Below are 22,520 nucleotides of genomic sequence, written 5' to 3' on the forward strand. Positions count from 1 at the left end.
CTCGACCCCGCGGTGCTGCCCTACGCCCCGCGCGGCCCACCGGTGCGCGTGGTGGACGACGCCGCCCTGCGCGGGCTCTGCGCGCCGGCGGCCTGTCCCGGCGTGCGGCCGCCGACGCGGTCGCCCGGACGCTCGCCTTCACCGCGGACGGCGTGGTGGCCGTGCCCGCCGGGCAGGTCGCCGCGGTCACCGCCCGCCACGACGAGCCCGCCGTGGCGGCGTGGTGGCGCGACCTGCTGGCCCACGAGGTCGAGCACCACGTCCTCGGGCGCGGCGTCGACCACGACGCGCACGCGGGCGCCCTCGCCGACCGGTACCGGCGCCTGTTCGGAGTACCGGTCGCCCGCGCACGCGGTCCTCCTCGGGCGTGGAGGACTCCGTCACCCACTCTCTCGCACGACACCCAGGAGACAACGATCATGAGCATCACGACCACCCACGCCCCCGACTTCACCAAGATCATGCGCCGGGCGGTGGGCCTGGCGGTCGCCGCCGTCACCGCCGCCGCCCTCCTGCTGGGGCTGCTCGCGGGCGCCCTCGGCGAGGGCGCCCCCGAGCAGGCCCAGCCGACGTCCGCGCCCGCCGCGGTGCCGTCGTCGGCACCCGCGGTCGCGCCGGCGGTGCCGTCGGAACCGGCCGCGCCGTCGGTCGAGGCGCCCACCACGCGCACCGTGGCGTCCGGCGACACCCTCGCCGGGATCGCCCAGCGCACGGGCGTGCCGGTCGAGCTCCTCGCGGCCGACAACGGCGTCGACGACCCGGACCGGATCACCGCCGGCCAGGTCCTCACCGTCGCGACGCCCCCGAGCGACGTCGTCGTCGTGACCGAGGGCGCCACGCTCGGCGGCTACGCCCAGCAGCACGCCACCAGCGTCGACCGACTGCTCGAGCTCAACCCACAGATCGCCGACCCGGACCGCATCCTCGCCGGCGCGGGCCTGCGGATCGCGAGCTGATCCCGACGGCGGTGGGCGGCCTCCTCCGGGACGCCGCCCACCGGCCGCCCGGGGTGGTCGCAGCGAACGCGCTGTTCGCTGCTTCTACGCGCACGAACTCCCCGTTGATCACCGAGGCACGGGGCCTCCGCGCCCTCCCCGGACCGTGCGAGGGCGTCCCCGACCGCTGGACGCAGCGAAGGACGCCCTCGCTGCCCGTGGCCGAGCCCGCCCCCTCGCGGGCACGAGCCTGCCCACGAGGGGCACCCTGCGCATGATCGTCGGGCCCCGCCACCTGCGGAACGTGCCCCTCGCGAGGTCCGTCCCGACGCGAACGGGGAGTTCGCTCGCCTAGAAGCAGCGAACAGCGCGTTCGCTGCCCGACTCCGAGCCCCGCACACCACGAAGCCCCACCCCCGGAGAACCGGGGACGGGGCCAGGTGGGTCAGGTGGGTCGGGAGAGGTCAGGTCCGGGTGGCCGCCGGGGTCTCCTCCTCGACCACGTCCGGCCGTTCGTCCTGCAGGTCGACGTTCGCGGTCTCCGGAGCGACGGCCAGCGCGATCACGGTGATCGCGATCATCGCCGCGACGTAGAGCGAGATCGCGAAGGCCGTGCCGAACGCGCTGAGCAGCGCGACCGCGACGATCGGCGCGATCGCCCCGCCCAGCACACCGGCGATCTGGTAACCGATGGACGCGCCGCTGTAGCGCAGCTCGGTGGAGAAGAGCTCGGCGATGAAGGCGGCCTGGGGCCCGAACATCGCCGCGTGGGTGGCCAGCGCGACGACCGTGGTCAGGATGATGACCACCGTCGAGCGGGTGTCGAGCAACGGGAAGAACGCGAAGGCCCAGATGCCCGCCGAGATCGCCCCCGCCATGTACACGGGCCGGCGCCCGAAGCGGTCGGACAGCCCGCCGAAGAACGGGATCAGCACGAGCTGGCACGCCGACGCGATGAGCACCGCGTTCAGGCCGAGGCTGCGCGGCAGGTCGAGCTCGGTGGTGATGTAGGTGAGGATGAACAGCACGAAGGTGTAGAAGGCGACGTCGGTGCCGATGCGGGCCCCCATCGCGATGAGCAGGCCCCGCGGGTGGCGCTTGAACACCTCGATCAGCGGCATCGACGACTTGCGGCCGCTGTCGGCGGCCTCCGCGAACACCGGGCTCTCGGAGACGGTCAGACGGATCCACAGGCCGACGAGGATGAGCGCCGCCGACGCCCAGAAGGCGGTCCGCCAGCCCCAGGACAGGAACGCCTCCTCGGTGAGCGTCACGTTGAGGATGCCGAGGATGGCCGCGGCGAGCAGGTTGCCCACCGGGACGCCGATCTGCGGCCAGCTGGCGTTGAGCCCGCGCTTGTGCGGGTCACCGTGCTCGAGGGTCATGAGCACCGCGCCGGCCCACTCCCCACCGAGCCCGAGGCCCTGCAGGAAGCGCAGCGCCACCAGCAGGACCGGCGCCGCGACCCCGATCGCCTCGTACGTCGGCAGACAGCCGATGAGGAACGTCGCCGCCCCCATGAGCAGCAGCGTCACGACCAGGACGTTCTTGCGGCCGAACTTGTCGCCGTAGTGCCCGGCGACGAACCCGCCGAGGGGCCGCGACACGAACCCGACGGCGTAGGTGGCGAAGGCCAGCAGCGTGCCGGTCAGCGGGTCGAAGCTCGGGAAGAAGAGCTTGTTGAACACCAGCGCGGCGGCGGTGCCGTAGAGGAAGAAGTCGTACCACTCGAGCGAGGTCCCGACGACGCTGGCGACGATGACCCGGGCCGTGCGGCGCGGTGGTGGTGCGGCGTCCGCCCCGCTCGCGGGGGTGGGATGGACATCGGTCATGGCGACCTCCTACGGATGGTCAGCTCCGCCCGGTCATCGACGACGCGGCCCGGATCGGTGATGTGGTTCACCGTAGAGATTGTTCAACAATCCTTCAAGAGGACAGCTCTAGAACATCGGAGCCGGCTGTGCGCGCAGCCGTATCCGCTGGCCAGGACGCAGCTGAGCGGCGACATCGACGTCGCGGTCCCGCAGCACGGCGACGACGGGATAGCCGCCGGTGACGGGGTGGTCGGCGAGGAAGACGAGCGGCTGCCCGGACGCCGGTACCTGGATCGCACCCCGGGCGACGCCCTCGCTGGGCAGCTCTGCCCCCACCCGGCGGCTCGCCCGGACGAGCTCCGACCCCTGCAGGCGCATCCCGACCCGGTTGCTCGCGGACGTCACCTCCCACGGTCGGCCGAACACCGCGCGCAGGGCGTCGTCGCCGAACCAATCCGCGCGGGGCCCCGGCACCGCGTACAGCGTCACCTCGCCGTCGTCCGGCGCGGAGACGGGCGCGCCGTCCGACGCGAGCACGGGCCCGGCGACGTCGCTACCCACGGGGAGGACGTCGCCGGGACGCAGGGGTGCCGGACCGAGCCCGGCCAGCAGGTCGGTCGACCGGCTGCCCAGCACCGGCGCGACGTCCACGCCTCCGCGCACCGCGACGTAGGACCGGAGGCCCCGATCGGGGACGCCGACGCGGAGCTCGTCGCCCACGGCGAGGACCTCGGGTCGCGCGAGCCCGGCGGGTCGCAGGCTCCCGCTCGGTCGTCGCACGAGCACCGGGCCGGTCGCGCCCGTGACGGCCACGACGAGCCGTTCCTCGGCGCGGCACACCAGCCCGCCGGCCGTGACCTCGATCCCCGCGGCGCCGGCCCCGTTGCCGACGAGCCGGTTCGCGAGGGCGAGCGCGGGACGGTCGGCGGCGCCGGAGACACCGACGCCGAGGTCGCTGTGACCCGGCCGTCCACGGTCCTGCACGGTCGCGAGCGCGCCGGTGAGCAGGACCGTCAGCCCGCCGCTCACGCCGCACGCTCCACGAAGCGGACGCGGACGCCGGGGGTGAGCACGGCCGGCGGGTCGCGGTCCGGGCACCACATCTCGTGGTCGGTGCGACCGATCAGCTGCCAGCCGCCGGGCGAGGCCCGTGGATAGACCCCGCCGAACTCGCCCGCGAGCGCGACGGCGCCGGCGGGGACGCTCGTCCGGGGAACCGACAGCCGGGGAACGGTCAGCCGGGCGTCGGCGCCCGCGAGGTAACCGAAGCCGGGCGCGAAGCCGGCGAACGCCACCGTCCACGTCTGCCCCGTGTGGGCGCCGACGACCTCGCGGGTCGTGAGGCCGGTCAGCCGGGCGACGTCCCCGAGGTCCGCCCCGTCGTAGACCACGGGGATCTCGACGGCGTCCCCCTCGTCGGCTCCGGCCCCGGCCTCCGGCGTGCTCAGGCGCACCGCCCGCACCGCCGCGGCGACGGCCCGCAGGTCGGTCCCCGGAGCGACGCGCACCAGGACCGACCGGGCCGCGGGCACCAGGTCCACGAGCCCCGGGGGCGGCGCGAGCCGCAGCGCCGCGTGCAGGGCGAGGGCCTGCGCGACGTCGTCGACCTCGACGAGCACGCCGGTGTCGCCGTGCGCCCGCAGACCTCGCACCGGCGACGTCACGCGGCACCCCGCGACCCGGGGATCGTCCGACGATCCCCATGACGAGTGATGGGAATGTCGGGCGATCCGCGTAGGCTCGTTCTGTGACACAGAGCGTCCCCGGCTGGACCGACTCGCTGGCCCGGCAGCGCGGCCGGCTCGAGGTCGGGTCCACCTCGGAGCGCGTCGCCGGCCTGCTGCGCACGCAGGTGCTGGACGGCACGCTGCGACCAGGTGTCCAGCTCGCGGAGGAGCAGCTGGTCGAGGCGCTCGGCGTCTCGCGCAACACCGTGCGCGAGGCCCTGCAGCGCCTCTCCGCCCAGCGGCTCGTCGAGCACCACCGTCACCGCGGGGTCTTCGTTCGGCGGCTGGGTCGCGACGACCTCGCCGACCTCTGCGGGCTCCGGCGCTCGCTCGAGTGCGGCGCGCTGCGGGAGGCCGCCGCGCGCGGCACGGTCGACCCGGACGCCGCGGCGGCGGTCCTCGAGGCCGCCCACGACGGCGAGCGCGCGGCCGCGGCCGAGGACTGGGACGCCGCGGGCACCGCCAACGCCGCGGTGCACCTCGCGCTGGCCGCCCTCGCCGGCAACACCCGCATCGACGAGGAGATGCGCGGCGTCGTGGCCGAGCTGCGGCTGGCCTTCGTCGTCCTCGCCGACGCGCGGGCGATGCACGAGCCCTACGTCGCGCGGAACGTCGCGCTGGCCACCCAGGTCGCCGAGGGGCGCCTGCTCGAGGCCGCCGACGCCCTCGACGCGTACCTGCGCGACGCGGAGGCGCACCTGCTCTCGGCCTACGGCGCCACGCTCGACGCCTGACGTCGCCCCTGCGCGGCCGACGTCCCGGAGCGCGGAGCCCCGGATCGACCCTGGATCCACCCGTTGCATGTCGGCTATGGTCCGAGTTGTTCAACAATCCGTCAATCCAACATCGACGGGTTGATCGGATCGCCGCGCGAAACGTAGGTTCCTTGCCTAACGTTTCGTGAACGACCTTGTGTCGACGACGCTCGTCGGTGTTCTCTTTCCGGCGGGCTCGTCGCTCACCGTGGCGATCTCACGACAACAGAGGCCCCGGATTGGCGATCCGGGGGCGGGAGGGGCTCCGACAGATGGCCGTGCAGTGCGCGCTCGAGGGTTGCACCGTGGAGATCGAGCAACCGGAGAGAGGCCCTCAACGCAAGTTCTGCTGCCCGGCACACCGCACGGCGGCACGCAGCGCCCGCCTGAAGTCGGCCCGCTCCGCGGCGCCGGTCTTGCCCGCGGAGGCTGCCGCTCCTGCCGAGCCGGACGAGGCACCCGACGAGGCACCGGCGGCCGACGTGCAGGACGAGGCCCCCGACCCCGCGGCCGACGAGGAGCTCGCCGCCACCGCGTCGCTCGACGCCCCCGAGGTCGCCCGCCTCCCGGGCGACGCCCCGGTGACGCCGGCGCCGGAACGCCCGGTCCGTGCCGCGGGCGAGATCCCGCCTGCGCTGCGCCGGCAGCCGGTCCCCCTGCGCCGCCTGCGCCGCGGGTCGAACCGGCCGCACCGGGCACGCGCGGTCGTCGCCGGTGGCCTCGTCGTCGCGCTGGCGTTCGGCGGCGGCGTCTCGCTCCTCGACCGCACCCAGGAGCCGGCGCCGAGCGCCCAGCCGGCGTCCGTGCCGGTCCCGAGCGGCCAGTGGATCACCGAGGCCAACGTCGCGCTCACCTCGATCTCCCAGCAGCTCGACCTCGCACGCGCCGCCGAGGCGCGGTGGACGGCCGCCGTGGGCGAGCGGTCCGGCCGGCCCTCCGAGGTGGCGGCCCTGGTCGAGCGTCGTCAGTGGCTCGAGCGTCAGCGGCTGCTGCTGGAGTCCCAGCTCTCCACCTGGACCAACCTCCAGCAGACGCAGGCCGCCCTGTCGCTCGCCGAGCAGCGCCTCGGCGAGCTCGACGCCGCCACCCGCGGACCGACGCCGGTGGGCGTCGATCTCGGCGCGCAGCGCGAGAGCGCGCAGCGCCAGGTCGACATGCTGCGCACGCAGGTCCAGGCGCTCAGCCAGGACGCGTCCGTGGCCGCCGCGTCGCCGGTGCCGGACACCCAGGACGTCACGGCGCCCCTCGCGGAGCAGGTCGAAGAGCTCGCCGACGACCCGAGCAGCGCCGGCGGGGCGGAGGGCGACACCTCCTCCGGTGCCGCCTCGCCCGACCCGGCCACGGTCGCCCGGGGTCCGGAGTCCGGCGACCCGGCCGTCGCCCTGCCGGACACCAGTGGTCCCCCGCTCCCGCCCTCGGACGGGGGCGACGACGGCGCCGGCGGCGAGGGCGTCGCCTCCTCGGCTCTGCCCGACTTCCCCGAGCCCGTCACCCAGCCCGTCGACGAGGCGGCCTCCGACGTGGGCGAGACCGCCCGCGACACCGGACGCGGCCTCGGCGAGGGCGTGGCCCGCGCCGGCGACGAGCTCGCCGACGCCTTCCCGGAGCCCGTCAGCCCGTCCGCGTCCGAGCCGGTCCGCGAGGCCACCGGCGCGCTGGGTGGAGCCGTCGCCGACACCACCGACGCCGTCGGCGACGTCCTCGACCCGTCCGGAGCCGACGAGCCCTCCGACCGCGACGGCGGGCGGGAGGAGCAGCGCTCGGCGCTCGGGGCCCTCGACGGCGCGCCGTTCGCCGGCGGGCTCGACGGGGTCCTCGGGCAGAGCTCGTCGGAGGCGACCCCGTCCGAGTCCTCGGACGGCTCCGGCGGCGACGACCAGGGCAACGGGCCGCGCGGGCGGGACGAGGCCGTCCTGCCGTCGGCGCAGCGACCCGACCTGGCGAGCGCCGGCACGGACGACGACGAGGACGACCCGTCCGCGGGCGCGGGCGAGAGCACTCTGGACCTGCTGTCGGTGGCGCGCTCGGAGGAGCAGGGTCAGGAGACCGGCTCGGAGGCCCGCGCCGACGAGAGCCGGGACGGCGACGACGAGGGCCGGGAGGAGGCGGGCTCCTCCAACGGCGACGAGGACACCACGCCCGGCGACGCCGACCGGCTGGCCGCGCAGCTGCGCGAGGGCATCACCCGCGAGGTCACCCAGCGGGTCGAGGCGGCGCTGGACGGGGTCCCTGGTGCCTCCGAGGCGGCGAGCGGCGACGACAGCGACGGCTCCCGCTCCGGCGGGGACGACGAGTCCGGCCGGGAGGACTCCGGGCGGGACGACTCCGGCCGGCAGGCCTCTCGGTCGGACGAGAGCTCCTCGGACGACGGCTCCTCGGACGACGGCTCCTCGGACGACGGCTCCTCGGACGAGTCATCCGAAGACGGCTCCTCCTCGCGGACGTCGACGGTGAGCTCCTCGCCGGACGAGTCGTCAGGTGTCTCGTCGGACGACGCCTCCTCGGACGACTCCGACGACTCCGACGACTCCTCGTCGAGCCGTGAGTCCTCGGAGAGCCACTCCTCCGACGACTCCGCGTCCCACGAGTCCTCGAGCCACGAGTCCTCGGAGTCGTCAGCGTCCTCCGACTCGTCCGACGACTCCTCGGGTGACGACTCCTCGGGTGACGACGAGTCCTCGGAGAGCCACTCCTCGTCCGACGACTCCGGGAGCTCCTCCGACGACTCCGGGAGCTCGTCCGGCTCCGACAGCGGCTCCGACAGCGGCGACTGAACCCCCGCTCGCACCAGCACCACTGGACGCCCGCTCCGCCATCGAGGGAGCGGGCGTTCCGGCGTCCGGGGCCGCTCAGCGGTGCCCGGCGACCCCACGGGGCTCGTAGCGCTCCTCGAGCGCGCGGACCTCGTCGTCGTCGAGACGCAGGTCGACCGCGGCGACGGCGTCGGCGAGGTGGTGCTCCTTCGTCGCGCCGATGATCGGGGCGTCGACGACGGGGTTGTTCAGCACCCAGGCGAGCGCGACCTGGGCGCGGGAGACGCCGCGCTTCTCGGCGATCTCGGCGACGGCCTCGACGATGTGCCGGTCCGTGTCGCGGTAGAGCGACTTGCCGACCTCGTCGGTCTCCTGCCGCCCGGTCGAGTCGCCCCAGTCGCGGGTGAGCCGGCCGCGCGCGAGCGGGCTCCACGGGATGGCGCCGACGCCCTCGTCGCCGCACAGCGGGAGCATCTCCCGCTCCTCCTCGCGGTAGAGCAGGTTGTAGTGGTCCTGCATCGTGACGAAGCGGGTCCAGCCGTTGACGTCCTGCAGGTGCAGCGCCTTCGCGAACTGCCAGGCCCACATCGAGGACGCGCCGATGTAGCGGACCTTGCCCGCCTTGACGACGTCGTGCAGCGCCTCGAGGGTCTCCTCGATCGGCGTGCCGTAGTCCCAGCGGTGGATCTGGTAGAGGTCCACGTAGTCCATGCCGAGGCGCCGCAGCGAGGCGTCGATCCCGGTCATGATCGCCTTGCGCGAGAGGCCGCCGCCGTTCGGGCCCTGGCGCATCGGCATGAAGACCTTGGTGGCGACGACGATCTCGTCGCGATCGGCCATCTCCCGCAGCGCGCGGCCGGTGATCTCCTCGCTCGTGCCGTCGGAGTAGGCGTCCGCGGTGTCGAAGAAGTTGATCCCGGCGTCGAGGGCCTGACGGAAGAAGGGTTTCGACGCGTCCTCGTCGAGGGACCACGGGTGGGTACCGCGGTCGGGGACGCCGTAGCTCATGCACCCCAGGCAGATCCTCGACACGTCCATTCCGGTCATGCCGAGCTTCGTGAACTCCATGCCGTCAGCCTGCCCCACGAACCGCCGATCGATTCACACGTCCTCGCGGGAATCGACGAGACCCCGTCCGCGCTCGACTCCACAGCGTCGGCAGCCAGGGACAACGCCGTTCCCGACTCGGTCGAACCTTCCCCAGAATCGCCCAGAACGGTCGTACGCCACGTGAGCACCACCGAAGCACCACCCGCCCGGCGACGTTGGCTGATCCTCGCCGTCATCGGGATCGCCCAGCTGATGGTGATCCTCGACAACTCGATCGTGAACATCGCCCTGCCCTCGGCGCAGGCCGACCTCGGCTTCGACGACGCGCAGCGCCAATGGATCATCACGGCCTACGCGCTGGCCTTCGGCAGCCTGCTCCTGCTGGGCGGCCGCCTCTCGGATCTCTTCGGCCGCAAGCGGGCCTTCATGGTGGGCCTGGTCGGCTTCGCCGTGGCCTCGATCCTCGGCGGTCTCGCGCCCGGCTTCGAGCTGCTGGTGGCCGCGCGCGCCCTGCAGGGCGTGTTCGGCGCGCTGCTCGCCCCGGCCGCCCTGTCGCTGCTGACGACGACGTTCACCGAGGGACGGGAGCGGGCGCGCGCCTTCGGGGTGTTCGCCGCCCTCGCCGGCTCCGGCGCCGCGATCGGGCTCCTGCTCGGCGGTGCGCTGACCCAGTACGTCGACTGGCGCTGGTGCATGTACGTCAACGCGGTCTTCGCGGCGGTCGCCTTCATCGGCGCCTCGCTGCTGCTCCCGGCGCAGCCGGTCGAGCACCGGCCGCACCTCGACGTCGTGGGCACGGTGCTGGCCTCGGCCGGGCTGTTCAGCGTGGTCTACGGCTTCGCGAGCGCCGAGACCGACGGCTGGACGTCGCCGCTCGTCTACGCCTTCCTCGCCGCCGGCCTCGTGCTGCTCGTCGCGTTCGTCCTCGTCCAGCGCCGGGTCACGGCCCCGCTGCTGCCCCTGCGGGTGGTGCTCGACCGCTTCCGCGGCGGGTCGTTCCTGACGATCCTCGTGCTCACCACGGGGATGTTCGGCGTGACGCTGTTCCTCGCCTACGTCATGCAGCAGGTCTTCGGGTTCTCGCCGCTGATGACCGGGGTCGCGTTCCTGCCCATGGTCGCCTGCATCGTGCTGGCGGCGAACACCGTGCCGGCGCTCCTGCTCCCGCGGACCGGGCCCAAGCCCCTCGTGGTCGTCGGGATGCTGCTCGGTGCGGGCGGGCTGTTCTGGTTCTCGTTCCTCACGCCTGAGTCGGGCTACGCGGCCCACGTGCTCGGCCCGCTGCTGATGATCGGTCTCGGCATGGGCACGGCGATGTCGACGTCGATCAACACGGCCACCTACGGCGTCGAGCCCGGCGACGCGGGCGTCGCGTCGGCCTCGGTGAACACGATGCAGCAGGTCGGCGGGTCGGTCGGCACCGCGCTGCTCTCGAGCATCGCGGGCACCGCGACCGCCGGCTTCGTGGGGCCGCCGCTCGCCGCGGCGCTCTACGGCTACACGACCGCGTTCACGGTCGCCGCCGGCATCTTCGTCGTCGGCGCCGTCGTCGTCGGGTTCCTCATCCCCGCCGGCCGGACCACCGCGCGGAGCGCCGTCACCACCCGGACGGCCCCCACCCAGCCCGAGCCCGCGGAGCCCGTCGGCACAGGGCTTGTGGGCGCGGTGCGCGACGGCGGCGGCCGGGCTGTGGCCGGGGCGACGCTGACCCTCGTCGACACGGCAGGCCGCGAGGCGGGCCGGGCGGTCACCGACGACGCCGGCGACTACACGCTGCGCGCGACGCCCGGCGACCACCTGCTCGTCGCCGGGGCCGCGGGACGGGCACCCGTCGCGCAGCAGATCGTGCTCACCGACGGGCTGACCACCCGCGGCGACGTCGTCCTCGACCCGGCCCCGGAGCCCGCCCGCACCTGACGTGCACTCCGCGCATGTGAGCAGTTCGGAGTGCTGGAGCACTCCGAACTGCTCCCATGCCGACGGCACCTCAGGTCGTGTGGTGCGACTCCTGGAGCTTGTGCACCGGGGTCGGGATGCCCACCGCGCGGGCCTTGAGCTGCAGCGCGAGGTAGAGCGAGTAGAAGCGCGACTGGTGCAGGTTGCCGCCGTGGAACCAGAGGTTCTCCTGCTGGGTCGGCTTCCACATGTTGCGCTGCTCGCCCTCCCAGGGACCGGGGTCCTTGGTGGTGTCCGAGCCCAGGCCCCACACCTTGCCGACCTTGTCGGCCACGTCCTGGCCGATGATGTCGGCGGCCAGGCCGTTCATCGACCGGTAGCCGGTGGCCCAGACCAGGAGGTCGGCCTCGAGACGGGTGCCGTCGTCGAGCACGACCTCCTTCTCGGTCAGCTCGGTGATCTGGCCCTTGGCGAGCTTGACCTTGCCGTCGGCCACGAGCTCGGCGGCGCCCACGTCGATGTAGTAGCCCGAGCCGCGGCGCAGGTACTTCATGAACAGGCCGGAGTCGTCGTCGCCGAAGTCGAGGTCGAAGCCCGCCTCCTCGAGGCGCCGGTAGAAGTCGGCGTCGACCTCGCGGGCCTTGTCGTACGCCGGCTTCTGGAAGTTGTGCATGATCCGGTACGGCAGCGACGCGAAGATCATGTCCGCCGTGTACGTGTCGACGCCGTTGCGCACGGCCTCCTCGGAGTACAGGTCCCCGAGGGCGTAGGTCATCAGCGTCTCGGACCGGATGATGTGCGTGGAGCTGCGCTGCACCATCGTGACGTCCGCGCCGACCTCCCACAGCGAGCCGCAGATGTCGAAGGCCGAGTTGTTCGACCCGATGACCACGACCTTCTTGCCCTTGTAGGCGTCCGGGCCGGGGTGCTGCGACGAGTGCTGGATCTCGCCCTGGAAGACGTCCTCCCCGGGGACGGACGGGATGTTCGGCTTGCCCGAGACGCCGAGGGCGAAGACGAGCTGACGCGGCTTGAGCGTCACCTGCTCGCCGGCGCGGTCGACGACGACATTCCACTGGCCGGACGCCTCGTCGTACGTGGCGCTCTGCGCGGTGGTGGAGCCCCAGTAGTTGAGCTCCATGACCTTGGCGTACATCTCGAGCCAGTCGCCGATCTTGTCCTTCGGCGAGAAGACCGGCCAGTTGTCCGGGAACTTCAGGTAGGGCAGGTGGTCGTACCAGACCGGGTCGTGCAGGGCGAGGCTCTTGTAGCGCTTGCGCCAGGAGTCACCGGGCTTCTCGTTGCGCTCGACGATGATCGTCTCGACGCCGAGCTGGCGCAGCCGCGCGCCGAGGGCGATGCCGCCCTGGCCGCCGCCGATGACGACGACCTCGGGCTGGCGGGTGTACCCGAGCTCGGCGGCCTCGGCCTCGCGCTGCTCGGCCCAGGTGACGCGGTCGGGGTTGGCGCCGTGCTCGGTGCCGAACGGCCGGTCGGCGTTCGGGCTCGCCGGCTCCTCGTGGCCCTTGATCTCGTCGAGGGTGGTGAGGAACGTCCAGGCCTTGTCGTCGGCGTTGAGCCGCAGGTGCCCGGTGCCGCGACCGATGGCGGTCTCGAACTTCAGCCAGGCCTCGGTGACGCCGTCGGCCTCGCTCGGCTCCCCGGAGACCTCGAAGCTCACCGGCGCGACCTGCCGGGCGGCGTCCGCGGACACCAGCTCGGAGACCCCGGCGGGGCCCTCGACGGTGACCAGGTTCCAGGTGAACGACACGAGGTCGCGCCAGTAGGACTCGTCGGCGAACAGCGACGCGGCGCGGTCGGCGTCCCCGGCGTTGAGCGCCTCGGTGAACTGGGTCAGCCAGGCATCGACGCGGGTGCCGGCCTGGGTGCGGCCACTCTCGACCGTCTGGGTCACTGCTACCTCCACGCGGGCGACGTACGGCCGACCGCGGGCACTCGCCCACACCCGCCCGCGGTCGTGTGGCGTGAGGGACAGTGAAGCCGCTCACGCGTCCCAGCGGCAGGGGTTGCAGCCAGGTTGCAGCGCCCGTTCAGCCGCGCCGGCTGCCCCGGACCACCAGCGCCACCCCGCCCAGCAGCACCACCAGGCCGGCGAGGGTGGCCGGCGCGAGCCGCTCCCCCAACCAGAGCGCCGCGACCAGCGCCGCGCCGGGCACCTCGAGCAGCGAGACGACGGCGACCACCGGCGCGCCGACGGTCCGCAGGGCGCGGTTGAGCAGCGAGTGCCCGAGGAACTGCCCGCAGAGCGTGATCGCGACCAGCGACAGCCACCCGGCCGCGGGCCACCCCGCGAGCGGCACCCCCGCGACGAGGACGACGGCGAGCAGCACGAGCGCCGCGGTGGCGTAGCAGAGCAGCGTGTAGGTCGAGGTCGCGAGACGTTCCCGCGCCGCCGCGCCGGCCAGGAGGTAGCCCGCCATCGCCAGCCCGCCGAGCAGGGCGAGCGCGTCGCCGAGCAGGGCACGGGGCGAGCCCGCGAGGTCGACCCCGGCGACCAGCAGCACCCCCACCAGCGCCACCGCCACGCCCGCCCACTCGGCACCGGCGACCCGCCCGCCGCGCAGCCGGGTCAGCACCGCGGTCCACAGCGGCGCGGTGCAGACCAGGGCCGTCGAGGTGGCCACCGAGGTGAGCACGAGGCTCGGCACCCACGTCCCGAAGTGCACCGCGAGCAGCACCCCGGCCACGGCGCAGGTGCGCGCGTCCCGGGCACCGACCCGCCGACGCGCCGAGCGCGCCCCCACCACCGGTGCGAGGACCGCCGACGCCATCGCCGTGCGCCAGAACGCGATGGCCAGCGACGGGACCGCGGCCGCCGCCGCGAGCGGCGCGGAGAACGAGATGCCGACGACCGCGAGGAGCAGCAGCCCCGCCTCGCCGAGCACCTCTAGAAGATCGAGTACGCGCCGTCGACGACGATCTCGTCGCCGGTGTGGAACCCGCCGACGCCGCCGGCGAGGTAGACGGCGAGCCGCGCGAAGTCGTCCGGCTCGCCCCAGCGCCGCTGCGGCATCCGCGCCATGACCGCCCGCTCGAACCGCTCGTCGTGCAGCCGTGGCGAGGCCATCGGGGTCTCGGTCCAGCCCGCGACGATCGAGTGCGCGTGGATGCCGTACCGCGCCAGCTCGACCGCGCAGCCCTTGATCAGCGCGGTCAGCCCCGCCTTGCTCGCCGCATAGGCCTCCGCGCGCGGGGCGCCGTGGACGGTGGACACGCTCGAGGTCCCGACGAGCACGCCGCCTCCCCCGCGCTCGACCATGTGCCGGGCGGCGGCCCGCAGCGTCAGGAACGCGCCGTCGAGGTTCACGCGGGTCACCGCCCGGAATTCCTCGAGGGTGGTGTCGACGAAGCGCGCGCCGGAGCCGGTCACCCCGGCGTTGGCGAAGCAGGAGTCGACGCGGCCGAAGTGCTCCAGCGTCGCGGCGAAGGACTCCTCGACGGCGTCCTCGTCGCCGACGTCGCAGCGCAGCGCCCGGACCCGCGTGCCGTAGCCGGCGAGCTCGTCGGCCGCCGCCGCGTTGCGCTCGGCGTTGGTGCCCCAGAGGCAGACGTCGGCGCCGGAGCGTACGAGCCCGCGCGCCATCCCGAGGCCGATCCCGGAGTTGCCGCCGGTGACGAGGGCGACGTGACCGGTGAGGTCGAAGAGTCCCGTCACCGGATCGACCACTCCCCGCTGAAGTGCGGGTCGCGCTTCTCGGTGAAGGCGGCGAACGCCTCGGGCGCGTCCGCGGTCGCGAAGTTGACGGCCTGGGTGCGCGCCTCGCTCGCGAGCGCCTCCCGCAGCGTGCGGTCGGCGTTCTCGTGCAGCAGGGCCTTCGACTGCGCCGCCGCCACGGGCGCGACGGACGCGAGCCGGGTGGTGAGGTCGGCGACGAACGCGTCGATCTCCTCCGCGGGCGTCACCCAGGTCACCAGCCCGAGCCGTTCGGCCTCGGTGGCGTCGATCATCTCGGCGAGCAGCGCGAGCCGCTTGGCCTGCTGCATCCCCACGAGGCGGGGCAGCAGCCACGATCCCCCGAAGTCCAGCGAGAGCCCGCGCTTGGCGAAGATCTGCGAGAAGCGCGACGTCGGGGTGGCGACGACGAGGTCGCAGCCGAGCGCGAGGTTCCAGCCGGCCCCGACTGCGACGCCGTCGACGCGCGCGACGGTGGGCTTCGGGAGCTCGTGCAGCAGCAGCGCGATCTCGTTGATCGCGCGCATCCGGTCGAGCGGGTGGCCCTCCCGCTTCGCCGAGAGGTCGGCGCCCGCGCAGAACGCCCCGCCCGCGCCCGTGATCACCACGACCCGCGTCTCCGGGTCGTCGCGCGCACGCTCGAACCCCGCGCGCAGCGCCTCCCACATCGGGCCGTCGATCGCGTTGCGGCGCTCCGGCCGGTTCAGCGTGAGGGTCAGGACACCGCTCTCGCGGTGGGCGAGCAGGACCTCGTCGGCCATGGTGCGGAACCTATCGATCGATCGTTCAGGATGCCAGGCGATCGCCCTATGCTGACCCGATGAGCACCGCCGCGCCGGTGCCGCGCGGGGGCGGCCGGGACGCGATCACGCGCGCGGCACGCGAGAGCTTCGCCGAGCAGGGGTACCACGGCACCTCGATCCGCGACATCGCCCGCCGGGCCGGACTGTCCCTCTCGGCGCTCTACCACTGGCACACCGGCAAGCAGGACCTGCTGGTGCTGCTCATCGAGGAGAGCACCGAGGAGTACTTCCGCCGCTGCGAGGGCGCGCTCGACGACGCCGGCGACGACCCCGCCGAGCGCCTGCTCGCGCTCGTGCGCGCCACCGTGGAGTACCGGGTGAGCCGCCGGGTGGAGAGCACGGTCGCGGCCGCCGAGTGGCGCAACCTCGCCCCGGAGCACCGGGCGCGGCTCGACGGGCTGCGCGAGTCCGCGGGCCGGCTGTGGACCGAGATCGTCGACGACGGCGTCGCTCGGGGCCACTTCCGGTGCGCCCACCCCGAGGACGCCCGGCGCGCGATCGTCGCCGCGTGCAACGCCATCGCGCAGTGGTACGACCCGGCGGGCGACCTCGCCGTGGCCGACCTCGTCGAGCGCTACGGCGAGATCGCCCTGCGGATCGTCGACCACCGGGCCTAGCTGCTCACCGCCGCCGCGTCCAGCAGGTGCGCGAACTTCCGCCGCGCCGCCTCGCGACGGGTCGGCACGTGCTCCGTGGGCACCTCGCGGGGCTCGTAGTCGCGCAGCACCCGGCGCGCGACGGTGACCTTGTGGACCTCGTCGGGGCCGTCGTAGATCCGCGCCGCCCGGGCGTGGCGGTACATCGACTCCAACGGCAGGTCGGTCGTGTAGCCGAGCGAGCCGTGCACCTGGATCGCCCGGTCGATGACGTTGTAGAGCACCGAGGCGCCGTAGAACTTGATCATCGCGATGTCGGTGAGCGCCGCCTCCGTGCCGCCCTGGTCCATCTTCCAGGCGGCCTGCAGCGTCATCAGGCGCGCGGCGGTCATCTCCGCGGTCGACGTCGCGATCCAGTCCTGCACCATCTGCTTCTCCGAGAGCAGCGACCCGTGGGTGTGCCGCGAGATCGCCCGCTCGCAGAGCATGTCGAAGGCACGGCGCGACTGCCCGAGCCAGCGCATGCAGTGGTGGATGCGTCCGGGGCCCAGCCGCTTCTGGGCCAGCAGGAAGCCGTCGCCCTCGGCGCCGATGAGGTTCTCCGCCGGCACGCGGACGTCGCGGTAGAGCACCTCGGAGTGCCCGCCGGCGTAGCCCGTGCCCTCCTCGGGGTGCTCCATGGTCGGGATGTCGCGCACGACGTCCACCCCGGGGGTGGTGACCGGCACGACGAACATCGAGGCGCGCCGCCGCGGCGCGGCGTCCGGGTCGGTGACGGCCATGAGGATGAGGAAGTCGGCCACCGAGCCGTTGGAGGTGAACCACTTGTGCCCGTTGATCACGTACTCGTCGCCGACGCGCTCGGCCCGGGTGGTGAGCAGGGTCGGGTCGGCGCCGGCGTTCGGCTCGGTCATGGAGAACGCGCTGCGTAGGCGGCCGTCGAGCAACGGCTCCATCCACTGCTTCTTCTGCGCCTCGTTCGCCCCCAGCGCCAGCAGCTCGGCGTTGCCCGAGTCGGGGGCGTTGTTGCCGAACACCGACGGCGCGTACACGCACTGCCCGAGGATCTCGTGCATCAGGCCCAGCTTGACCTGCCCGAACCCTCCCCCGCCCAGCTCCGGGGGCAGGTGCGCGGCCCAGAGCCCGCGGGCCTTGACCTCCTCCTGCATCGGCGCCGTCGCCGCCCGGAGGGCGGGCCCGTCGAGGTCGAGGGTCTCGAGCGGGAGGATCTCCTCGCGGACGAACGTCCGCATCCACGCGAGCTGCTGCTCGAACTCCGGCTCGGTCGAGAAGTCCCAGGCCATGTGTCGCTCCTTCAGGCCCTGAAGGCCAGGTCGAGCCCCGGGGTGTCCCACTCCAGGGCGTAGAGGACGCCGCGTCCCGACGAGGTGACCCAGGCTGAGTGCGAGTCCGCGCCGGCGAAGCAGATGTTGGTGACGTAGGGGTCCGGGTCGGGCACGGGCACCTGCCGCCGCAGCGTGCCGTCGGGCGCGACGACGCTGATCGCGCCGGTCACCAGCGTCGCGACACAGACGTTGCCCTCTCCGTCGACGGCCAGCGAGTCGAGCGGCTGGTGGCCCTCGAACCCGTGCAGGAGCCGCCGGGGTCCGTCGAGGCGGCCGGGCCCGACGACGTCCCACGCCCACAGCCGGCCCGGCCCCGTCTCGGCGACGTAGAGCCGCGATCCGTCCGGGGACAGGCCGACGCCGTTGGGCTCGACGAGGGGGTGCACGACCTCGGTGACCGCGCTGCCGTCGGGTCGCGCGTAGTACAGCGCCCCGGTGTCCTGGTCGCGCTCGCGCTTCTTGCCGAGGTCGGTGAACCAGAAGCCGCCGTCGGCGTCGAAGACGATGTCGTTGGGTCCGCGCAGCGGGCGGCCGTCGCAGGCGGTGTAGAGGTCGGTCACCGCACCGGCGTGCGGCCCGTCGAGGACGACGCGCTGGATGCGCCCACCGATGTAGTCGGGCGGCTGGTGGCCGGGTGCGGTGATCCCGCCGTCGCGGTCGTGCCACGCGAAGCCGCCGTTGTTGCAGACGTAGACCGCGCCGTCCGGGCCGATCGCGGCCCCGTTGGGACCGCCGCCGAGCTCGGCGACCACCGTCGTCGTCCCGTCGGGCGCGACGCGCGTCAGCGTGCCCCGGCGGATCTCGACGACCAGGACGTCGCCGTTCGCCAGCGCGATCGGTCCCTCCGGGAACCGGAGTCCGGTCGTCACCGCGCGCATGTCCGGAGCCTCCTTCGCGACGGCGGTCCCGCGCAACGGCACGTCATCCGGGCTGTCATCCGGGCTGTCATCCGGGCTGTCATCCGGGCTGTGTCAGGTAGCGCGGGTTGGTGACGGCGAGCCGGTCGGTCGTCGCCGCGCGCACGGCCGCGAGCAGTGCGGGGTCGGTGTCGTCGATCTCCCCGGCCCGGATGGCCGCGGCGAGGGCGGCCTGGTCGGCGTAGCCCAGCGCGGCGAGCCGCTCGCGGTGGCGACGCTCGTGCTCGGGACCTAGCCGCAGCTCCCTGCTGACACCGCCGAGGACGTTCGCGGCCACGCGGGCGAGGAACGCCACCCGCTCGTCGTCGCCGGTCACGACGTCCTCGCGCAGGAAGGACGCCACGGCGTCGACGAGGTCGACCGCGCTCGGGCGTCCGTAGAGGTCGGAGGGCCCTGCCTCGACGGCCTCACCGACGGCCTCCTCCTGCGCCGGGAGGCCCAGCAGGAGCAGGAGGTCGTGCTCGTTCTCGGCGACCCGCCGGCCGATCGCGGCGAGCTCGACCGACGGCGTGATCCCGTCCAGGTGCCGCTGCGCCATCTCCCGGCAGCCCAGCGCCCACCACGTCGTGCGGTGGATCTGCCACCAGCGCACGGCCTCCGGGTCGGGCCGGTACCCGGCCACCTCGGCGTAGCCGTCGAGCAGCTGGTCGACGGTGCCGAGGCCCGCGACGGGCAGCGGCGATCCGAAGCGCCAGCACTTCACGCACAGCCAGCCGAGGTCCTCGCGGGGGTCGCCGCGGTGCACCAGCTCCCAGTCGAGCACTGCGCGCAGCCCGGTCTCGTCGACGATGAGGTTGCCGAGGCGGAAGTCGCCGTGCACGAGGGTGTCGGGTACCGGGGCGGGCCGGTGGCGGTCGAGGCGGCGCAGCGCGATCTCGACGACGGGCAGCGGCTCGTCAAGGGCGTCGTAGGTCGCCCGGAGGTCCTCGACCGGGTCCCCCGCCGCCAGCCCCGGGAGCGCGTTCGGCCGGATCGTGTGGATGCGGGCCAGCGTGCGGCCCAGCTCCGTGGCGAGACCCTCCCGGGCGTGCGCGTAGCGCTCCTCGCGCAGCAGCCGCGGCCCGAGCGTCTCGCCGTCGACGTGCTCGGTGATCAGGTAGGGCGAGCCGACCGCCGCGGTGTCGGTGCCGCTGTCGACGAGCCGCGGGACCCGGACGCCGGCGTCCGCGGCGGCGGCGATCGCGGCGGCCTCGAGCGCCATCCCCTCGGGCCGGTCGTTGCCCGGCGGGTCGCGGCGCAGCACGAGGTCGCGCGGCCCGTCAGCGGACGTCGCGGTGAACGCCCACGTCTCGCGGCTGGCGCCGGCGGTGAGTCGCCGCAGGTCGGTCACTGCGACCGCGGTGCCGGAGACGTCGGCGAGGCGCGTCGCCAGCTGGTCGCGCAGGTCGCTCATCGGACCTTGTTCGGCCCCGCGAAACCGAACAGGTACGCCGCCACCTTGCGCATCTGCACCTCCTCGGCGCCCTCGGTGATCCGGTAGCGGCGATGGTGGCGGTAGATGTGCTCGAACGGCGTGTGCCGGGAGTAGCCGAGGCCGCCGTGCACCTGCATCGCGCGGTCGGCGGCGTCGCAGACGAAGCGGTTGGCCCGGTAGTTGCACATCGAGACGCGGTCGCTGATCTCCGTGTGCGGCACGCGGTCGAGCTCCCAGGCCGTCTTGCGCACCAGACCGCGCAGCATCTCGGCCTCGGTCTGCAGCTCCACGAGCGGCCACTGGATCGCCTGCCGGGTGGCCAGCGGCTCGCCGAACGTCCGGCGCTCGCGGGCGTAGGCGACGCTGCGGTCGACGCAGTACTGGCCCGCGCCGACGCCGGACGCCGCCTGCCGGATGCGGTTCTCGTGCACGAAGGTCTGCGCGACCGCCAGGCCGCCGCCCTCCTCGCCGAAGATCGCGGAGTCGGGGACGCGGACGTCGCGCAGGGTCACCTCGGCGTGGTCGGTGGGCATGTTCAACGTCCACCAGTGGAAGTCGACCGAGAACCCCGGGGTCTCGACGGGGACGAAGAACGCGGTGATGCCCCGCGCGCTCCCGTCGGTCCCGGACGTCCGGGCGAACACCACGTCGTGGGTGGCCGAGTGCATCCCGGAGTTCCAGCGCTTCGTCCCGTTGATCACCCAGTCGCCGCCGTCACGGACGGCCGTGGTCTCCATCCACGTGGCGTCGCTGCCGTGGTCGGGCTCGGAGAGGCCGAAGCCGACGCGGGCGGTGCGGGTCAGCATCGGCTCGAGGAACTCCTCGCGCTGCTCGGCCGTCCCGTACTCGAGCACCATGTGCACGAACGGGAAGTTGCCGACCACCGACGACTCGTTCTGCAGGTCGTTGTGCAGGCCCAGCCCGCGGTGGGCGAGGTGCTCGCGGATCACCGCCATGTCGAGGTTCGTGCCGTCCGACCCGCCGACCTCCGCCGGCAGCCCGTAGCGCAGCCACCCCGCGGCGTCGGCCCGGCGGAACATCTCGCCGAGCAGCTCCTCCCAGTCCCGTCGTGGGACCCCGCCGCCCTCGAAGTCGGTGCGCGCCCACTCCCGCCGGTGGTCGAAGAAGCGGGCGTTGTCGTCCTGCTCCTCGAGCGGGCGGATCTCGGCCTCGATGAACTCGTCGAGTGCGCCGAGCCGCTGCGTCAGCTCCGCCGGGAGTGCGAAGTCCACACCGACCTCCTCCTGAACGATCGTTCAGCGAGCATGCCAGCGCCGGGAGCGCGGACGGAAGGGCGCGCCCGCGCACGGCGCAGCCCAGCGGATGATCAGCAGGCCGAAAGGCACCTCCGCAGGCCGACATCGGGTACCTCTCGGTCTGCTGATCACCGTGATCGGGGCAGGATGCGGGCATGAGCGACGAGCGGGTCCGGGTCGAGATCACCGACGGGGTCGCCGACGTGCGGCTCGCACGGCCGGAGAAGCGCAACGCGCTCGACCCGGCCATGTTCGAGGGGCTCGTCCACACCGGCGAGCAGCTGAAGGCCGACCCTGCGGTGCGCGTCGTCGTGCTCTCCGGCGAGGGCCCGGACTTCTGCGCGGGCCTGGACTTCGGCTCGTTCCGCGCGATGGCGAACGGCGAGCGGCTCTCGGCGTCGGCGCAGCTCCCACCGACGGACGGGCCGGCGCGGGCCACCGGGCAGCGCGCGGCGTGGGTGTGGGCCGAGCTCGAGGTCCCGGTGATCGCCGCGATCCAGGGCAACGCGCTCGGGGGCGGCCTGCAGATCGCCCTGGGCGCCGACCTCCGCATCGTCGCCCCCGACGCCCGGCTCTCGGTGATGGAGGTCAAGTGGGGCCTGATCCCGGACATGACCGGGACGCAGGTGCTCCCCGAGCTCGTCGGCCGCGACGTCGCCAAGGAGCTGACGCTGACCGCGCGGGTCGTCAGCGGGACCGAGGCCGCGGCCCTGGGGCTCTGCACGCGCGCCGACCCAGAGCCCAGGGAGGTCGCGCTCGCGCTCGCCCGCGAGATCGCCGGGCGCAGCCCGCACGCCGTGCGCGCGGCGAAGCGCCTGATCGACGTCGCCGGCCGGGTGGACCTCGCCACCGGCTTCGCCGCCGAGCAGACCGAGATCGGCGCGCTGATCGGGAGCCCGAACCAGGTCGAGGCGGTCACCGCGGGCTTCGAGAAGCGGGCGCCGATCTTCGCCGACTAACCGTCGAGCACCGGCAGGAGCACGGCGGCGACGTCGTCGCCCAGCTCGCGCGGCGAGCGCGGGCCGGCGGGGTCGAACCACTTGTAGGTCCAGTTCGCGGCGCCGAGACACGCGTTGACGTAGGTCCGCGGGGTCATCGGCAGCGTCCGCCCCGTGGCGCGCAGGTGGGCCTGCACCGCCTCGAGCACGAGGTCCTCGAACGCGCGGCGGCGCGCGAGGATCGGCGCGGCGAGCTCGTCGGGCAGCTCGGACTCCTCCTCGAAGCAGATCGTGAGCAGGTCACGGTGCTCGCAGGTGTAGGCGACGCGCTCGACGATGAGCGCCCGCACGGCCTCGCGCGTCGACGGCGCCCCGCCGACGATCGTGCGGGCGCTCGTGAGGCTCTCGTCGAGCACCTCCTCGTACACCGCGACGAGCAGGTCCTGCTTGGTCCGCACGTAGTGGTAGAGCGTCGGCTTGCGCAGGCCGACCTTCTCCGCCACGTCGTTCATCGACGCCGCGCGGTACCCGCGGCGGCTGAACACCTCCACGGCGGCGGCGAGGATCCGCGCGCGGACCTCGTCGGCACGACTCACCGCGGCCTCCCCCGGTTCCGTGCGGTTGAC

General features: G+C 73.8%; 19 protein-coding genes. 6 read left to right on the top strand and 13 right to left on the bottom strand.

The features are described from left to right. The first annotated feature begins 419 nt into the window (after window positions 1-419). Window positions 420-956 carry a LysM peptidoglycan-binding domain-containing protein gene (locus ACQPYN_RS21570; RefSeq protein ID WP_433027423.1) on the top strand — a complete coding sequence of 179 codons (537 nt, stop codon included), beginning with the start codon at window positions 420-422 and terminating at the stop codon, window positions 954-956. Between the two features lie 443 nt (window positions 957-1,399). Here ACQPYN_RS21570 and ACQPYN_RS21575 read toward each other — a convergent pair whose 3' ends face one another. The 3 genes from ACQPYN_RS21575 to ACQPYN_RS21585 all read right to left on the bottom strand — a co-directional run bounded on the left by ACQPYN_RS21575 (window position 1,400) and on the right by ACQPYN_RS21585 (window position 4,413). After that, window positions 1,400-2,767 carry an MFS transporter gene (locus tag ACQPYN_RS21575; RefSeq protein WP_433027426.1) on the bottom strand — a complete coding sequence of 456 codons (1,368 nt, stop codon included), beginning with the start codon at window positions 2,765-2,767 and terminating at the stop codon, window positions 1,400-1,402. 108 nt (window positions 2,768-2,875) lie between these two features. After that, window positions 2,876-3,778: a biotin-dependent carboxyltransferase family protein gene (locus tag ACQPYN_RS21580; protein ID WP_433027429.1), complete on the bottom strand. Its 903-nt coding sequence runs from the start codon at window positions 3,776-3,778 to the stop codon at window positions 2,876-2,878. Then, window positions 3,775-4,413: a 5-oxoprolinase subunit B family protein gene (locus ACQPYN_RS21585; RefSeq protein WP_433027432.1), complete on the bottom strand. Its 639-nt coding sequence runs from the start codon at window positions 4,411-4,413 to the stop codon at window positions 3,775-3,777. The genes ACQPYN_RS21580 and ACQPYN_RS21585 overlap by 4 nt, the downstream gene beginning before the upstream one ends. Window positions 4,414-4,496: 83 nt before the next feature. Between ACQPYN_RS21585 and ACQPYN_RS21590 the strand changes: the two genes are divergently transcribed. Continuing rightward, window positions 4,497-5,210 carry a GntR family transcriptional regulator gene (locus ACQPYN_RS21590; protein ID WP_433027435.1) on the top strand — a complete coding sequence of 238 codons (714 nt, stop codon included), beginning with the start codon at window positions 4,497-4,499 and terminating at the stop codon, window positions 5,208-5,210. A gap of 437 nt (window positions 5,211-5,647) precedes the next feature. Then, the gene (locus ACQPYN_RS21595; RefSeq protein WP_433027438.1) at window positions 5,648-8,005 is read left to right on the top strand and encodes a hypothetical protein; all 2,358 of its coding nucleotides are present in this window, start codon (window positions 5,648-5,650) and stop codon (window positions 8,003-8,005) included. A gap of 75 nt (window positions 8,006-8,080) precedes the next feature. Here ACQPYN_RS21595 and ACQPYN_RS21600 read toward each other — a convergent pair whose 3' ends face one another. Continuing rightward, entirely contained in the window at window positions 8,081-9,052 is a 972-nt protein-coding gene (locus ACQPYN_RS21600; RefSeq protein ID WP_433027441.1) for an aldo/keto reductase, read from the bottom strand. Between the two features lie 162 nt (window positions 9,053-9,214). Between ACQPYN_RS21600 and ACQPYN_RS21605 the strand changes: the two genes are divergently transcribed. Further along, window positions 9,215-10,951: an MFS transporter gene (locus ACQPYN_RS21605; RefSeq protein ID WP_433027444.1), complete on the top strand. Its 1,737-nt coding sequence runs from the start codon at window positions 9,215-9,217 to the stop codon at window positions 10,949-10,951. 70 nt (window positions 10,952-11,021) lie between these two features. On the opposite strand, the gene ACQPYN_RS21610 is transcribed toward ACQPYN_RS21605, so the two are convergent. The 4 genes from ACQPYN_RS21610 to ACQPYN_RS21625 form a co-directional block, all read right to left on the bottom strand. Further along, window positions 11,022-12,845, bottom strand: coding sequence for an NAD(P)-binding domain-containing protein (locus tag ACQPYN_RS21610; protein WP_433027447.1), 1,824 nt, complete (start codon window positions 12,843-12,845; stop codon window positions 11,022-11,024). Between the two features lie 136 nt (window positions 12,846-12,981). Further along, complete coding sequence (locus ACQPYN_RS21615) at window positions 12,982-13,836, bottom strand: DMT family transporter (RefSeq protein WP_433027450.1); 855 nt, start codon at window positions 13,834-13,836, stop codon at window positions 12,982-12,984. A 2-nt stretch (window positions 13,837-13,838) separates the two neighbouring features. Then, window positions 13,839-14,606: an SDR family NAD(P)-dependent oxidoreductase gene (locus ACQPYN_RS21620; RefSeq protein WP_433027453.1), complete on the bottom strand. Its 768-nt coding sequence runs from the start codon at window positions 14,604-14,606 to the stop codon at window positions 13,839-13,841. Beyond that, window positions 14,603-15,385, bottom strand: a complete 783-nt coding sequence (locus tag ACQPYN_RS21625; protein ID WP_433027456.1) for an enoyl-CoA hydratase/isomerase family protein — start codon at window positions 15,383-15,385, stop codon at window positions 14,603-14,605. The genes ACQPYN_RS21620 and ACQPYN_RS21625 overlap by 4 nt, the downstream gene beginning before the upstream one ends. Before the next feature lie 59 nt (window positions 15,386-15,444). Between ACQPYN_RS21625 and ACQPYN_RS21630 the strand changes: the two genes are divergently transcribed. Continuing rightward, a complete protein-coding gene (locus ACQPYN_RS21630; protein WP_433027459.1) occupies window positions 15,445-16,044 on the top strand; it encodes a TetR family transcriptional regulator in 600 nt (199 codons plus the stop codon). On the opposite strand, the gene ACQPYN_RS21635 is transcribed toward ACQPYN_RS21630, so the two are convergent. The 4 genes from ACQPYN_RS21635 to ACQPYN_RS21650 form a co-directional block, all read right to left on the bottom strand. Continuing rightward, the gene (locus tag ACQPYN_RS21635) at window positions 16,041-17,327 is read right to left on the bottom strand and encodes an acyl-CoA dehydrogenase family protein (protein WP_433027461.1); all 1,287 of its coding nucleotides are present in this window, start codon (window positions 17,325-17,327) and stop codon (window positions 16,041-16,043) included. The genes ACQPYN_RS21630 and ACQPYN_RS21635 overlap by 4 nt on opposite strands. Before the next feature lie 11 nt (window positions 17,328-17,338). Next, the gene (locus tag ACQPYN_RS21640) at window positions 17,339-18,247 is read right to left on the bottom strand and encodes an SMP-30/gluconolactonase/LRE family protein (RefSeq protein WP_433027463.1); all 909 of its coding nucleotides are present in this window, start codon (window positions 18,245-18,247) and stop codon (window positions 17,339-17,341) included. A 79-nt stretch (window positions 18,248-18,326) separates the two neighbouring features. Beyond that, window positions 18,327-19,679 (bottom strand): phosphotransferase family protein, encoded by a 1,353-nt coding sequence (locus ACQPYN_RS21645; RefSeq protein WP_433027465.1) that lies wholly within the window; start codon window positions 19,677-19,679, stop codon window positions 18,327-18,329. Continuing rightward, window positions 19,676-20,932 (bottom strand): acyl-CoA dehydrogenase family protein, encoded by a 1,257-nt coding sequence (locus tag ACQPYN_RS21650; protein ID WP_433027467.1) that lies wholly within the window; start codon window positions 20,930-20,932, stop codon window positions 19,676-19,678. The genes ACQPYN_RS21645 and ACQPYN_RS21650 overlap by 4 nt, the downstream gene beginning before the upstream one ends. Window positions 20,933-21,111: 179 nt before the next feature. Between ACQPYN_RS21650 and ACQPYN_RS21655 the strand changes: the two genes are divergently transcribed. Further along, window positions 21,112-21,915 carry a crotonase/enoyl-CoA hydratase family protein gene (locus ACQPYN_RS21655; protein WP_433027470.1) on the top strand — a complete coding sequence of 268 codons (804 nt, stop codon included), beginning with the start codon at window positions 21,112-21,114 and terminating at the stop codon, window positions 21,913-21,915. Here ACQPYN_RS21655 and ACQPYN_RS21660 read toward each other — a convergent pair. Beyond that, complete coding sequence (locus ACQPYN_RS21660; protein WP_433027473.1) at window positions 21,912-22,490, bottom strand: TetR/AcrR family transcriptional regulator; 579 nt, start codon at window positions 22,488-22,490, stop codon at window positions 21,912-21,914. The genes ACQPYN_RS21655 and ACQPYN_RS21660 overlap by 4 nt on opposite strands. Between the last annotated feature and the right edge of the window lie 30 nt (window positions 22,491-22,520).

The sequence above is a fragment of the Actinomycetospora sp. CA-053990 genome, assembly GCF_050948445.1.
Classification (GTDB): domain Bacteria; phylum Actinomycetota; class Actinomycetes; order Mycobacteriales; family Pseudonocardiaceae; genus Actinomycetospora; species Actinomycetospora callitridis.

Coding starts and splice junctions, on each gene's coding strand:
- ACQPYN_RS21570 (WP_433027423.1), top strand. CDS start 420: ATGAGCATCACGACCACCCACGCCCCCGACTTCACCAAGATCATGCGC.
- ACQPYN_RS21575 (WP_433027426.1), bottom strand. CDS start 2,767: ATGACCGATGTCCATCCCACCCCCGCGAGCGGGGCGGACGCCGCACCA.
- ACQPYN_RS21600 (WP_433027441.1), bottom strand. CDS start 9,052: ATGGAGTTCACGAAGCTCGGCATGACCGGAATGGACGTGTCGAGGATC.
- ACQPYN_RS21625 (WP_433027456.1), bottom strand. CDS start 15,385: ATGGCCGACGAGGTCCTGCTCGCCCACCGCGAGAGCGGTGTCCTGACC.
- ACQPYN_RS21630 (WP_433027459.1), top strand. CDS start 15,445: ATGAGCACCGCCGCGCCGGTGCCGCGCGGGGGCGGCCGGGACGCGATC.
- ACQPYN_RS21635 (WP_433027461.1), bottom strand. CDS start 17,327: ATGGCCTGGGACTTCTCGACCGAGCCGGAGTTCGAGCAGCAGCTCGCG.
- ACQPYN_RS21640 (WP_433027463.1), bottom strand. CDS start 18,247: ATGCGCGCGGTGACGACCGGACTCCGGTTCCCGGAGGGACCGATCGCG.
- ACQPYN_RS21645 (WP_433027465.1), bottom strand. CDS start 19,679: ATGAGCGACCTGCGCGACCAGCTGGCGACGCGCCTCGCCGACGTCTCC.
- ACQPYN_RS21655 (WP_433027470.1), top strand. CDS start 21,112: ATGAGCGACGAGCGGGTCCGGGTCGAGATCACCGACGGGGTCGCCGAC.